Consider the following 13,359-nt stretch of genomic DNA (forward strand, 5'->3'; position numbering starts at 1 on the left):
TAAGTTTGTGTTAACAATAGCGGGATACATGTAATGTGAACATCACATCCTCTAATTTCGAAGTGCGTTTTAATCATAATAGCAATGAGCACCACTAAATCCGCTGTATCAGCACCGAAAGTACTTGTAGTGGATGATGACTCCGATATCGTTGAGCTCCTCGAATATAATTTAACCAAGGAAGGCTACTCCGTACTTACAGCGTCCAACGGCAAAAAAGCAATCGAAATTGCCAAGACTTTTACCCCGGACCTTATCCTCCTGGATATCATGATGCCGCAGCTTGACGGTATTGAAACAGGCAGGATTTTACGCCAGAATCCTGATATCAGAAATACATATATACTTTTCCTCACCGCCCGCTCAGAAGAATATTCTGAGGTAGCTGCATTTGATGTAGGCGCAGACGATTACATTACCAAGCCGATCAAGCCACGTGCCTTGATGAGCCGCATTAATGCATTGTTCCGTCGGGAAGCGCAAAAGGCTGAATCGGGAGATACCATTGACATACTTGACCTTTCGATCAACCGGAAGAACTATACGGTAACTCAGTCTGGTGAAAAAGCAATCGTTTTACCTAAGAAGGAATTTGAATTGCTGTTTTTCCTTGCACAAACTCCAAACAAAGTTTTCAGCCGCGACGAGCTGCTCCAAAAAATCTGGGGAGCTGATATCTATGTGCTGGAACGCACCGTCGACGTGCATATCAGGAAGTTGAGAGAAAAGTTGGGAGATCAGTACATCAAAACTTTGAAGGGCGTAGGTTACATGTTCAGCAACGAACCTGCTTAATGCTCAGTTTTGAACACTGAGCGAGTCTTCTTCAACCTCGTCGTCCTTTCCCTGGTCTTTTTGTTTGTTCTTATCTTTCTTCCTGCGGAAAGCGAGCTTGATGTTCACCTCGCCATTCTCGTCAATCGCGCGAAGGAAGATTTTCGAACCATCCTTTTTCTCTTCGTTATTAGGATCAAGAACATAGGTAGAGTCCCGCTTTTTCAGGTTGCTCAACGGAATCTGGATGTTGATATCTGTTTTGTTACCAAAGCTGTAAATGCCGTCGAGATAAAGGGTAAGCACATTGGATTCAATTTCCATCGGCGCTATCTGGATTTCCTGTCCAACCAACCTGATATTGTTACGGATTGGGGCAAACCGAACGCGTTCGAAATTGCGCTTCTTGAAAATAAGCCGCTTCATTTTCATAAAAGGCTCGAAGTTGATAATGTACCCGTTTGAAAGGTCGAAGGACAACTCTCCGCGCATCGTTGCGGGCATCAGCCTTACATTATTATTCAGGTTAGCCTCGAATTTGAAATCCGTATTAAGAACGCCCTTGATATTATCGCTGGTTATCGCTTTCTGACCAAAATTGTCGAAGGAATAAAATACAGAATGTACGTCGGCATTGACAACCTTGCCTTTCACAGCCATTCGTGGTAACTGTCCGCGTGCCGAATTATCCATATTTCCTGATATCCGCATACTGCCCTTTCCAAAAGCTTTCATCACAAAGTACTCGATCCTGACCGCGTTATCCTTGATCGTAAATTCCCCCTTCACATCCCGCGCCGTGAAGTTTCGGTACTGCAGCTCTTTGGTATCCAGCTTCGCAGTAATCTCCATTTGATCAATCGCATTGTCAAGCAGCTGTGACAGCCTCAATTTCTTCCGCCTGTTTTCCGGCTCATTTGTCCTTGCTGCAAACAGATTTTCCAGCCAATTGAGCTTCCATTTAGGGATATTAATATCGACAGTAGCACGCAGCGGTTTGGGCGATCCAAAAAGATAAGGTATCAGGTCAATCAACTTGCCGCGCATATATAGCATATTCTGCCCGTCGGAGAAATGCAGGTCCTGGAATACGACCGCTTTCTCATTGAAATTGAATTCACCATCAATCTTGGAAAGACGGACTTTCCTGGGCAGGTAGTCCATTGCAATGTTGTTGACAGTCGCTTTGCCGGTTATCTTGCCGTCGAACTTGTCTTCGCGAGAATTATAGAAGTTTTTCAGGCTACCAGCAAAATGGAAGTCGATCCGGGCAGTGCCCCGCTTGAAAACATACTTATCCGGATCGAATAGCGAACCGAGGTTAGTAGAGTCAGCCAGAACATGTCCTTCGAGCACAGCCCGCGGAGACCGGAAATCCTTAACAGCGAACTTGAAGTGAAAAGGTATTTTCTCAAACGATCCCGTGATTTTAGGCGCAGTTAAAGCCGAATTATGTACATCAGGAATTCGCGAGGTATCTGCCTGGTTAGTAAATGTCCCAAAAGCTTTGATCTGCCTGAGTGTTCCAACGGGCAAATCATATTTGAAGGTATCTGTTTCAAATTTTACATCTACGCGCGGCTGTACAGCTGAGAGCTGGCCGGCTACATTCACTTCTGTATTTACCCTGGCTCTTACACCTAACGAGTCAATCTGGCTCTGCAGCTTTTTAGTCAGCAGCGGCAATGCATTGGCAACTTCAATCTTGTTGGCAGAAAAATGCATCTTAAACTTCCGCGTCGTATCTGAGAAGTCGAATTCTCCATTGATGTTGATCTTGTCGTGCGTGGCGCTTTCCAGAACCGACGGATAGATGGTTAACTTCTTGTTTTCGCTATCGAATGCAAGCGCAAGGTTGAGGCTGGTTTCCTGGTTGACCAAAAAACCGCCTTTTTCAGGTTTGAAGGTAAGTCCTTTGAATAAAACAGCGCCTTTGAAGCTGGAATTGGCTGTGGTGTCAGTTACCGTAACAATGTTGGTAGCATCATGGAACAGCGCACCATAGTATTTTCTTTTGACCGAATCAGCGAACATCACCCCGAAATTGATAAAACGGAGATGGCCAAACTTTTCAACGATATTGCTGCTGCCCGACTTTTTCTTCTTGTCTTTCCCCTCTCCGGATTGGAAAATGGTCAGGTTAGAATATCCATTACGCATGGTGAACAGGTTTAGTGAACCGTCCTGCAGTACCAGATTTTTGATCTTGATATTTCCTTTGTAAAAACCTTTCAGATCCAAAGCGACATGGATCAGCTCAGCTTCCAGAAAAGGTTTTTGGTGGGTATTGAACAGACTGTCTGTAAGTCTGACCTTTGACAAGGTAAAATTTAAACCGAACCCGCCGTAGAATGGGCGGAATTTGAAGTCATCTATTTCGAGGTTCCCGTTCAGGTTTTCATTAACCAGCTCCTGAACACTCCTGAATATCTTTTCCTTATTTCTGTCCACCCATATTTCGACTGCTGCAAACATGAAAACGGCACAGAGGACTACAATTCCAAAGATTTTCAATACTCTTGCAAACATGAAATGAGGGGTTTAACGCAATTGCTGCTAACTGGACAACATTTTAGCCTGCACGCAGCACTATACATTCATTAATAACGTGCCAGCCTATATTGCTCAAACCAAGTGAGGTATCTTAAAGGTTCATCTTCGCTATTCAAGGCAAAAAATCGTAGTTTTGCCGACTCTTTCTGAGATCAGTTTCAAATAGTCAATCACATATCGCAGCAACAATGCTACTAAGCGAACAGGAAATATTGCGCCGCCAAAAGCGCGAAGAATTGATAAAGCTGGGAATTGAACCCTACCCGGTTGAGGAGTTTGTGGTAAACACATACGCAGGGGATATCCTCAAAAATTACGAGAACAATAAGATCGACTATAAACATGTGGCTATGGCTGGCCGGCTCATGGGTTTCCGCATCATGGGAAGTGCTGCATTTGCCGAGTTTCAGGACAGCACGGGTCGCATTCAACTGTATTTCAGAAGGGATGATCTTTGTCCGGGAGAGGATAAGACCTTGTACAATACGGTTTTCAAAAAACTGCTGGACATTGGTGATATCATTGGAGTTACCGGATTTGTATTCACCACACAAACGGGTGAGATTTCGGTCCATGTTCAGGAGTTTAAAATTTTGAACAAATCCCTTCGCCCGCTACCGGTTGTGAAGCGCGATGAAGAAGGCAATATTTACGACGGATTTACGGATCCTGAGTTAAGATATCGTCAACGCTATGTGGATTTGATCGTGAATCCTGAGGTACGCGATATTTTCGTAAAACGCGCCCGGATCATTACCACAATGCGGTCTTATTTTGACTCAAATGGCTGGCTGGAAGTAGAGACACCGGTACTGCAATCCATTCACGGTGGTGCCGCGGCTCGTCCATTTACCACGCACCACAATGCATTGGATCTTGGACTATACCTGCGTATCGCTACCGAGCTCCACCTTAAAAGGTTGATTGTAGGTGGATTTGATGGTGTGTACGAGTTTGGAAAGCTCTTCCGTAACGAAGGAATGGACCGCACGCACAATCCTGAATTCACAACGGTGGAATTGTATGTCGCTTACAAAGATTACATCTGGATGATGAAAATGACGGAGGAGCTGCTTGAAAAAGTGGCTATTCAGGTCAATGGAACCACCAAGGCGAAGTTTGGGGATGTTGAGCTTGATTTTGCAGGACCTTACCGGAGATTGAGCATCACCGATGCAATACATCAATATACCGGTCTAAATGTTGACGCGCTTGATGAAGAAGCAATCCGTGAGCAATGCAGGCAGTGGGGAATGGAAGTGAGCGACAGCATGGGAAAAGGGAAGCTTATTGACGAGATATTTGGTGAGAAAGTAGAAGAGCACATTATTCAGCCTACCTTCATCACAGACCATCCAGTTGAAATGTCGCCGCTTACCAAAAAGCACCGGACGAAAAAAGGAATGGTGGAGCGATTTGAGCTATTTGTCAATGGAAGAGAGATAGCCAATGCATATTCTGAGCTGAATGATCCTCTGGAACAGCGTGAAAGATTTGAAGATCAGCTTAAACTGAAAGAACGAGGCGATGAGGAAGCAATGGAGATGGACGACGATTTCCTGCGCTCACTTGAATACGGTATGCCGCCGACGTCAGGGATAGGAATTGGAATTGACAGACTTACAATGCTGCTGACAAACAATTCGAGCATTCAGGAAGTAATTTTTTTCCCGCAAATGCGGCCTGAGAAAAAAGCTGAAATGGCAAAGGAAACGGATTATGTAAATGCAGGCGTACCTGCAGTCTGGATACCTGCTTTGCAGAAAATGAATATTCTCACCATTGAGCAACTTAAAGCCGCTAATCCGAACAAGATTTTCAATGATTTAGGCGGAATGCGAAAGAAGCTGAAAATAGACGAAAAGATGCCTCAGCTTGACGATGTAAAAGCCTGGGTTGAATAGAACAAAAATGAAAAATGCCACTCGCAGGAGTGGCATTTTTCATTTCATGCAAAAAAAATACAGTTATATTTTTTTTACCTGTACAGCATTAAGTCCTTTTTTACCTTCAACGACTTCGTATTCAACTTGGTCATTTTCACGGATAGTAAGTCCTCCCAATCCTGTCACATGGACAAAGATGTCTCTGTTTGTGTCGTCTTCAACGATGAAGCCGTATCCCTTAGCTTCATTGAAAAATTTTACAGTACCTGTTGGCATAATGTTGAAATAAAAAAATTGAAATAAGGTGAAAATACAAGGATTTTATTCGTGATTCAGTGGATATTCAAAATGCCGTCACCAAATAATTGAGGGAGGCTCAACCCTTCGACAAAAGAAATTTTGGAAATTCTTGTTAAGACATCTTGATTATAATGAACAACTTACAAAATCTTTAATCACAAAGAAACAAAAATTGTTTGTAAAACAATTTATTTGCCAGAAGAATTTGTAAAGTAACGACTTAGCGGTATTTTGCTTTACCGTTCCTTTGATAAAAAACCGTCAGGTTGATTGTTTATCCCCTCTAAAATTGGTAACTATGAACTAACAATTCGAGAAAGGCATGAACAAACTTCGGTATTACGTTGAAGATCAAATATTTGGAGTATGTGCCAAGCTGGGTGAAAAGCTTAATTTTCCTGCAAGCAGCATCAGAAAGTACTTCATCTACGCTACATTCATGACTTTCGGTTCACCGATCATATTGTATCTGGTACTTGCATTCTGGATGGAGATCCGGCAGCATTGGAGAAAGAGCAATAGTCCTACAATTTGGGAACTGTAGGCGGATTTATCCCCGAAAGTTGATCAAAATGGTGTTTCCCGCGGACGAAATATTCCCAAACAATACTCTTTGAATATAGCGGAGCCCTGTAAGTTGTACGCGGTACATCTTTGATAAGCGAGGGGATCATTTTGTAAAAGGCAAAATGCGCCCGGATAATAGCAAATACATCAGGCCAGGCCCCGGCTGCAATAAATCGTACACTGGATATCCCGTCAAGTACAACCCTGATAAACACCGTTTTCCACCGTCTTCCTTTCGGCAGGTTTTTGAAAAGCATGATCAGGTTGTTACGATAATTCAGGAAAGTTTTCCGCGGGTTGGATTTGTGCAAAGTACCACCGCCTACGTGATAAACAACTGACTTTCCACAATAGGTAACCCGATACTGCATGTTCAGCAGCCGCCAGCACAGGTCAATTTCCTCCATGTGGGCGAAAAACGATTCATCGAACCCATTTACCTTGTGAAATGCGCTGGCACGCATAAACAGGCAGGCACCGGTTGCCCAGAATACATCCTTTTCGTCATCATACTGCCCATTATCCTGATCACGGGTATCAAAAATCCGTCCTCTGCAAAAAGGATAGCCCAGGTAATCCATAAACCCGCCCGCTGCTCCGGCGTATTCAAAGTGCGTAGGCAGATCGTAAGCCAGAATCTTAGGCTGACAGGCCGCGATGTTTGCGTCGGTTTCCATAAAGGCAATGACCGGCGCAATCCAGTTTGGAGTTACCTCAATGTCCGAATTCAGCAGTATGTAGAAGTCCGAAGTGATTTGCCTGAGGGCTTCATTGTAACCTCCCGCATATCCCTTGTTTGCGGCAATTCTTAATGTTTTAATTTCTGGAAAGTTTGCATTTACCCATTCAATGGAATGGTCAGTAGAAGCATTGTCCGCTATCCAGATGTCGTAACCGACTGAATAGCGGACAATGTTGGGGAGAAACTTTTCAAGATAGTATTTACCGTTGTAATTCAGGATTACGATCGCAACAGAGGAGGTCATTAAAAAGATTTTATTTCATGAACCCACTCAGATCCAGCCCTGGGATATTGGGTAACACACCATCAGTTGCTTTTTGTAAATGCGCCTTGATTTTGGGTTCAATGTTGTCAAAAGCCCGGTTCACCGCCGCTACAATTAGATCTTGCAGCATTTCCTTGTCCTCGGGCTTAATCAGATCCTGATCTATATCGAGACTAATCAGCGCCTTCTGTCCATTTACCGTAGCTTTTACCAATCCGCCACCGGACTCGGCTGTTTCCGTAATTGTGATGAGCTGTTCCTGAGCTTCTTTCATTCGGGACTGCAGGTCTTTCATTTTACCCATCAGGCCCATCATGTCTGCCATATTTCCAAACATATCTTTAAACCGTTAAGTGTTAGCTTCTACAAATTTCTTTGGAGATTTCTACCTTAAAAGCATAAAAGTACCACTTTTTTCAACTGTTTGGTTGATGTCGTCTACGAAAGTCATTTTGTAAACGTAGGATCCTACCGGGGCATTTGCGCCATTGATGGTCCCGTCCCAACCTTTTGCAATATCGTCGGAATGGAAAACCACCTCACCCCACCTGTTTAGCACGGAAAATGCAAAGGATTGAAGCTGCGTTGACTTTGCTTCGAGCACATCGTTATAACCGTCTCCATTCGGGCTGAATGCATCTGGCACAAAAACACCTGCGCTCCTGCGATAATTGATAATGTTGGACAAACTCTCAAAATCCCCCGAGGCAGAGTTAGCGCGGACCTGGAAGTTATATTCAAGATCGCTTTGAGAGTTAAGCTGGACAGTGTAGCTCGTTTTAAGCTGATTTGGAATGTTAGTAGCACCGCTGGAGGCGATCTGGCTCACTTCATAATTATCAATACCTTCAAGCAAAGGAGATTCTGGAGACCAGTTGAGGGTAGTCAGGTTTTTCTTTAACAGGATTGTGCAAATGGGCTGAGTCACCGGAAGTTTCTGCCCGCAGGAATTCTGATAGTTGAAGCGATAGCAGTAAGAAGTCTCGCTAGTCCTCACGTCAGGATCCAAGTACTCGTTTTGATTGTAAAGCGTGATTATTTTGCGAAATGTAGGTGTCCCGGATTCAGCTTTTTCAATGGAAAGATCATAAGTACTATTTGGTCCTGCGCCCGGTACACTAGCCTTTATAAATACTCGATTATCCCCTGCAACAGAAACAGAAGCTTGCAATATTGGCCTTGCAGAAGACACCTCCGTTTTAACACCCACTGGTGCAGAAGTAGATGTTACATCTTTGATTTTGGCAATTACCTGATATTCTGAATAACTTCCGCATGCAACATCTTCGTCGGTGTAGGTAATCTCGTCAATTGAATTGAAGCTCTTGATCACCGTCCCGTCCCGCAAAAGATCGTAGCTGACGAAGTCTGCATCTGTGGGATATTTGTTCCATGTCAAAACATTTTTTCCATCCTCAGACTTTCCTGCCAGTGTCATACTGGTAATAACCTTGCTGTCTGTCAATCCCTGACAAAGGTCCTGAGAAGAAAGCTTGACCTTGTAGCTTTGGTTTACATTGACGTTGCTGATATCAAAAGGCTGCAAACCGCCAGAAGATCTTTTCCCGGCTGTGCCAAATGTGTTTCCGTCAGTACTGTATTTGATTTCGGTAGGAATGGCGGTTGCGCCAAGGTAATTTAATCGCAGAATCCCGCCGCCAAGCATTTCCACGGACTTGATGGAAATATCATTCAGCTGAGCTTGCTGAAAGGATATCGGAATGCTGGCAGTTGCGCCCTGTGCACAGGATTTGCCAACATGCACCCCGGTTACTTTTACCGTGGGACTTGTACTTGTGTTAGTGTAATTATGCTCGAAAATGTAGCTGCTTCCTTTTTTCCAGGTTGAAGTTTCCCCATCACCCCATTCAATTCTGGCTTCATCATAACCCCCAATAACTTGATCCTCAGCTAAGCTAAGGGTTATTTTTCCACCTCCACAAGAAGAGTATGCTGCTGTAAGTGGTCTGCTTTCGAAGACGGTGATCGTTTTACAGGCATATCCAATGCCGCTCGATGTTACTACCTGCTGTAATAGCGTGAAGGTCCCTCGTAAACGGTAGGTAATAGATGATACATCTTGCAGAACTAGGTTTGTGATACGTCCATCATAAGCACCGTTATATGAAACCGAGATTGCATTAGAGACGGTATTGCTAAGGCGCACTGTAAACGGCGCGCATCCTTCCGTTATATTAACATCAAATCCACCACCGCCATTATTACACAGCCCCTGTGCATCTGCGGAAATCTTTAATAAACAAAGAAGAACAAATAAAAACGATTGAAGAGGTAGCAATAATTTCATAAGTGTGCAATATTAAGCTTCGGCTTTAACGACAGTCAATTTAACATTGAGCAATATGGAATTTTGAAAAGTGTCGGGGAGATTTTGAAAATAGGGTCGCAATCTACGTAAATATTTAACGGGAGAGACTCCAAACTATTATCCGTACAATCAATGGATTGGAAAAATCCTATCTAATCAACAAAAAGCTACCTTTTCGCTCTAATTTTTGCCCCGAATTGTCGGTTGCATTTATTTGGTAGATGTAATACCCCCCAGCAGCCTCTTTGCTATTCACTTTCCCATCCCAGCTTCCGGACAAATCGCTGGTATGATAAACTACTTCCCCCCAACGATCAAAAATGGACATTTCAAATTTGGAAATGAAGTAACCTTTAATCTCAAAACGCTCATTGTGAGTATCTCCATTGGGCGTAAAAGCATCCGGCACCAGTATGATCGGTTCACTTCTGAATTGGAGAATATTCGAGTAGCTTGTCATAGATCCATTTGCTGACTGCGCCTCCACGCGGTAGGAGTACGATGACTGTTTTGACAAATCCAGAATATGCGCAGTACTTAGCTCCTTAGAAATGATAGCCTGGATGTTACCTTGCTCGTCCAGCTGATGCAAATCGTAAGAGCTTACCGCTTCCGTAAACGGCGATTCAGCACTCCAGACAATTTCGGGCGCTTTGCTCGATAGCAGAATGGAGCAAACCGGGCTGCTGAAATCAGGCGACTTCTGGTTACATGCATTCTCATATCGAAAACGGTAGCAATAAGATGCAGCCGTAGGATCGACATTGGTATCAAAAAATTGCAAGCTTTGATTGTTAGGTGCTGATACCTGTTGAAAAGCGCTGCTCCCCAACAAGGCACGCTCGATAACGAGGTCGTAAGAGCTGGTAAGTCCCTCACCGCTCAATGCAACCTGGGTAGCGATTGTCCTATTATCCTGAACTGTAACACTTGCCCGATTGATCACACCCGGAACTGAAGTCTTAGGTTCCAGCGTAACCGGCGCGGAATAAGAGCGGATATCGTTCTCAATAATGGCCACTATTTCATATTTGTAAGTGTTGCCGCAAGTCACGTCTGTATCCGAATAGGAAAGTTCAGTCGCTGATGAAAAAATGATTGAACCATTCCTTTTCAGCTGATACATCGTCAGATTTTCCGTGTTCGGAAGATTTTGCCAGGAAAGGGAAATAATCTCATCCAGCGCCAGAGCTGCTTCCTGGATCTGCATACTGCTCACAACAGGACTGCTAACCAGTTCATCGCAAATGTTCATCGACGATAGTTTGAACCTATACAACTTCTTTGGATCCAAGCCCGAGATCGTGGCCACTTGCGTTCCCCCCGTCTGGCTGGTTTTTCCGGTCGAAATAAATTGTCCGTCACCATGATCGATCAAAACCTCCGTGTTTATTCCCTCCATTCCCTCGAATAAAATTCTCGCCTCGCCGGATTCCAGCATTTCCACGCTTTTAATTTGAATTCGTGCCAAAGGCTGCGGAGTAGTGCCTGTTAAAGTTTTTACGCCCATTTTCTGCTGACAATCTGCGTTCCGATAGCTTCCCTTTAATGTAATAGGCCGCGTGGAATTAGATGCATAGTTATGATCTAGGTACAAACTGCTGCTTTTTGGACTCAAACTCTGGCTAGAACCATCACCCCAGTCGACTATAATTGCATCGTAAGCATTTGAAATGCTGTCATCAATGAGCGTCAATCTCACTTTTCCGTTTGTGCATCGGATCAATTCTGCATTGGGTGCACGCGTTTCTTTGACAACTACATCTGCACATTGACTGAATCCCGTTCCATTTGCGCTTCCATATTGCAAAATCGTGTAAGTACCAGGTAGATTGTAAGTGTAAGTCGAATCCGATGTCGATTCTGATTGGCCCGGAGCAGAAGTTTGGGCACGATCAAAGTTGTAAGCGTAGGTAACATTCTCAGCCTTCGCCACCTTATTTTTCAGTGTGACTGTCAGCGGTGCACAACCTTCGGAAGGTGTGATCGAAAAACCGCCGGTATTCCCGCAAAAGCTCTGACCTGAAACCTGGTAGGACGGAGCCAGAAACAAGCCCAGCACAAATGCGATCAACTGCCTGAAATTCATAGATGAGTAGAAATGTCCCCGGATAAGTCGTCTTGATCTAAACTTTGAAACGGTTAAGATAAATCCATTGTTAATCATTCGACCAAGTTCAAAAATAGAACTTTCGATATTAACAATATACCTTTGTACGGTAAAAACGAGTTTTGGTTTAAAACTATTTTTCATCAACCCGATTAATGAATAGCACTAACAATCCGATTAAGTTGGATTCCATAGAAGATGCCATTGCGGCTGTCAAAAGAGGTGAATTGATCATTGTGGTGGACGATGAGGATCGTGAGAATGAAGGTGATTTTATTTGCGCTGCCGAGCTGGTTACCCCTGAAATCGTCAACTTCATGGCACGCGAAGGCCGTGGACTGATTTGCGTTCCAATCACAGAAGAACGCTGCTCCGAGCTAGAACTTGAAATGATGGTCGGCAACAATACGGCGCTGCACGAAACCGCATTCACCGTTTCCGTCGACCTTTTAGGTAACGGTTGTACCACCGGAATCTCTGCAAGCGACCGTGCCAAAACCATTCAGGCGCTCGTAAATCCGGAGACCAAACCGGAAGATTTGGGCAGGCCAGGACATATTTTTCCTTTGCGGGCAAAAAAAGGCGGGGTACTCCGGAGAACAGGACATACAGAAGCTGCCATTGACTTCCCAAGACTGGCAGGATTGTCTCCCGCCGGTGTTTTGGTTGAGATATTAAATGAAGACGGTTCTATGGCGCGCCTGCCTCAGTTGCGCGAAATTGCCAACAAGTTTAATCTTAAACTGGTAAGTATCAAGGATCTGATCGAATACCGCCTACGCGAAGAGTCGTTGATTAAACGCGAAATCGGGGTAGATATGCCTACTAACTGGGGCCATTTCGACCTGATAGCTTACCGCCAGATCAATACCGGCGACCTTCATTTGGCACTGGTAAAAGGTACCTGGGAAAAAGATGAACCTATATTAGTGCGCGTCCATTCCTCCTGTGTCACGGGAGATATTTTTGGTTCGTGCCGGTGCGACTGCGGGCCGCAGCTGCATGCAGCAATGGAAATGGTTGACAAAGCCGGCAAAGGTGTCATTGTTTATATGAACCAGGAAGGACGTGGAATCGGGCTCCTGAATAAACTCCGCGCATATAAATTACAGGAAATGGGCCGCGATACCGTAGAGGCCAACCTCGAACTCGGCTTTCCAATGGATGACCGGGACTACGGCGTAGGTGCCCAGATCCTGCGTGACCTGGATGTTACCAAGATCAAATTAATATCAAACAACCCCAAAAAACGCGCTGGCCTGATCGGGTACGGACTGGAAATTGTCGATTCCGTAGCGGTTGAAATTCCTGCGAATCCATTTAATGAAAGGTACCTTTTAACGAAAAGGGATAAAATGGGTCACAACCTGAGTAATCTTACAATTCCCGTTAACAAAGGATGATAACCATCAGGACCGCTGAAACGGGAGCCGATATCCTTAAATGTCGCAGCGCTATACAGGCACTGAGACCTGGTTTGTCGGATGAAATGTATCTTTCGGAGGTTGTAAAAACACTTGCAGACAACCGGAAAATCATTTTTGCAGAAACAGAAAACGAAGCCGCTGCCGTAGCCGTTTTCGAAACAGGCTATAATCTGTTCAGGGGAAAATACATTTATATAGACGACCTGTCGACATTACCCGCGCATCGGGGAAAAGGCTGTGCGGGAATGCTGCTCGACTGGATCATGGACTATGCCAGAACCGGCAATTTTGACCAGGTACACCTTGATTCGGGTGTGTCAGAAACAAGATCAGACGCACACAGGCTCTATCTCAATAAAAGATTTCAAATTACCAGCCTCCATTTTGTAGCCAAAGTGTGATGATC

11 protein-coding genes are annotated in these 13,359 nt (G+C 44.4%); 5 read left to right on the forward strand and 6 right to left on the reverse strand.

Going from position 1 to position 13,359, the window contains the following annotated elements; all coding sequences use genetic code 11:
* The first annotated feature begins 84 nt into the window (after positions 1–84).
* Positions 85–795 carry a response regulator transcription factor gene (locus tag Q369_RS0117045; protein ID WP_031528995.1) on the forward strand — a complete coding sequence of 237 codons (711 nt, stop codon included), beginning with the start codon at positions 85–87 and terminating at the stop codon, positions 793–795.
* Positions 796–798: 3 nt separating this feature from the next.
* Here Q369_RS0117045 and Q369_RS0117050 read toward each other — a convergent pair whose 3' ends face one another.
* Positions 799–3,303 (reverse strand): AsmA family protein, encoded by a 2,505-nt coding sequence (locus Q369_RS0117050; RefSeq protein WP_031528996.1) that lies wholly within the window; start codon positions 3,301–3,303, stop codon positions 799–801.
* Between the two features lie 212 nt (positions 3,304–3,515).
* On the opposite strand from Q369_RS0117050, the gene lysS reads away from it, so the two are divergent.
* Positions 3,516–5,231: a lysine--tRNA ligase gene (lysS, locus tag Q369_RS0117055; RefSeq protein WP_031528997.1), complete on the forward strand. Its 1,716-nt coding sequence runs from the start codon at positions 3,516–3,518 to the stop codon at positions 5,229–5,231.
* Between the two features lie 63 nt (positions 5,232–5,294).
* Here lysS and Q369_RS0117060 read toward each other — a convergent pair whose 3' ends face one another.
* Positions 5,295–5,489, reverse strand: coding sequence for a cold-shock protein (locus tag Q369_RS0117060; RefSeq protein ID WP_026629450.1), 195 nt, complete (start codon positions 5,487–5,489; stop codon positions 5,295–5,297).
* Positions 5,490–5,835: 346 nt separating this feature from the next.
* On the opposite strand from Q369_RS0117060, the gene Q369_RS0117065 reads away from it, so the two are divergent.
* Positions 5,836–6,057 (forward strand): PspC domain-containing protein, encoded by a 222-nt coding sequence (locus Q369_RS0117065; RefSeq protein ID WP_031528998.1) that lies wholly within the window; start codon positions 5,836–5,838, stop codon positions 6,055–6,057.
* On the opposite strand, the gene Q369_RS0117070 is transcribed toward Q369_RS0117065, so the two are convergent.
* The 4 genes from Q369_RS0117070 to Q369_RS0117085 form a co-directional block, all read right to left on the reverse strand.
* A complete protein-coding gene (locus Q369_RS0117070; RefSeq protein ID WP_031528999.1) occupies positions 6,038–7,066 on the reverse strand; it encodes a glycosyltransferase family 2 protein in 1,029 nt (342 codons plus the stop codon). The two genes, Q369_RS0117065 and Q369_RS0117070, sit on opposite strands and share 20 nt — an antisense overlap.
* 10 nt (positions 7,067–7,076) lie before the next feature.
* Positions 7,077–7,424: a YbaB/EbfC family nucleoid-associated protein gene (locus Q369_RS0117075; RefSeq protein ID WP_031529000.1), complete on the reverse strand. Its 348-nt coding sequence runs from the start codon at positions 7,422–7,424 to the stop codon at positions 7,077–7,079.
* 48 nt (positions 7,425–7,472) lie between these two features.
* On the reverse strand, positions 7,473–9,395 hold the full coding sequence (locus tag Q369_RS0117080; RefSeq protein ID WP_084165770.1) for a T9SS type B sorting domain-containing protein: 1,923 nt from the start codon (positions 9,393–9,395) through the stop codon (positions 7,473–7,475).
* 169 nt (positions 9,396–9,564) lie between these two features.
* On the reverse strand, positions 9,565–11,505 hold the full coding sequence (locus tag Q369_RS0117085) for a T9SS type B sorting domain-containing protein (protein WP_084165771.1): 1,941 nt from the start codon (positions 11,503–11,505) through the stop codon (positions 9,565–9,567).
* A gap of 176 nt (positions 11,506–11,681) precedes the next feature.
* On the opposite strand from Q369_RS0117085, the gene Q369_RS0117090 reads away from it, so the two are divergent.
* Both Q369_RS0117090 and Q369_RS0117095 read left to right on the forward strand, forming a co-directional pair.
* The gene (locus Q369_RS0117090; protein WP_031529003.1) at positions 11,682–12,929 is read left to right on the forward strand and encodes a bifunctional 3,4-dihydroxy-2-butanone-4-phosphate synthase/GTP cyclohydrolase II; all 1,248 of its coding nucleotides are present in this window, start codon (positions 11,682–11,684) and stop codon (positions 12,927–12,929) included.
* Positions 12,926–13,354, forward strand: coding sequence for a GNAT family N-acetyltransferase (locus tag Q369_RS0117095; protein WP_229206874.1), 429 nt, complete (start codon positions 12,926–12,928; stop codon positions 13,352–13,354). The genes Q369_RS0117090 and Q369_RS0117095 overlap by 4 nt, the downstream gene beginning before the upstream one ends.
* The last annotated feature ends 5 nt before the right edge of the window (positions 13,355–13,359 follow it).

Origin of the sequence: Dyadobacter crusticola DSM 16708, from assembly GCF_000701505.1 — a bacterium.
Lineage (GTDB): Bacteria > Bacteroidota > Bacteroidia > Cytophagales > Spirosomataceae > Dyadobacter > Dyadobacter crusticola.

What these genes read in the sequence shown, in the direction of transcription:
- Q369_RS0117085 (WP_084165771.1), bottom strand. Translation starts at nt 11,505, where the DNA reads ATGAATTTCAGGCAGTTGATCGCATTTGTGCTGGGCTTGTTTCTGGCT.
- lysS (WP_031528997.1), top strand. Translation starts at nt 3,516, where the DNA reads ATGCTACTAAGCGAACAGGAAATATTGCGCCGCCAAAAGCGCGAAGAA.
- Q369_RS0117060 (WP_026629450.1), bottom strand. Translation starts at nt 5,489, where the DNA reads ATGCCAACAGGTACTGTAAAATTTTTCAATGAAGCTAAGGGATACGGC.
- Q369_RS0117075 (WP_031529000.1), bottom strand. Translation starts at nt 7,424, where the DNA reads ATGTTTGGAAATATGGCAGACATGATGGGCCTGATGGGTAAAATGAAA.
- Q369_RS0117065 (WP_031528998.1), top strand. Translation starts at nt 5,836, where the DNA reads ATGAACAAACTTCGGTATTACGTTGAAGATCAAATATTTGGAGTATGT.
- Q369_RS0117090 (WP_031529003.1), top strand. Translation starts at nt 11,682, where the DNA reads ATGAATAGCACTAACAATCCGATTAAGTTGGATTCCATAGAAGATGCC.
- Q369_RS0117050 (WP_031528996.1), bottom strand. Translation starts at nt 3,303, where the DNA reads ATGTTTGCAAGAGTATTGAAAATCTTTGGAATTGTAGTCCTCTGTGCC.
- Q369_RS0117095 (WP_229206874.1), top strand. Translation starts at nt 12,926, where the DNA reads ATGATAACCATCAGGACCGCTGAAACGGGAGCCGATATCCTTAAATGT.
- Q369_RS0117070 (WP_031528999.1), bottom strand. Translation starts at nt 7,066, where the DNA reads ATGACCTCCTCTGTTGCGATCGTAATCCTGAATTACAACGGTAAATAC.
- Q369_RS0117045 (WP_031528995.1), top strand. Translation starts at nt 85, where the DNA reads ATGAGCACCACTAAATCCGCTGTATCAGCACCGAAAGTACTTGTAGTG.
- Q369_RS0117080 (WP_084165770.1), bottom strand. Translation starts at nt 9,395, where the DNA reads ATGAAATTATTGCTACCTCTTCAATCGTTTTTATTTGTTCTTCTTTGT.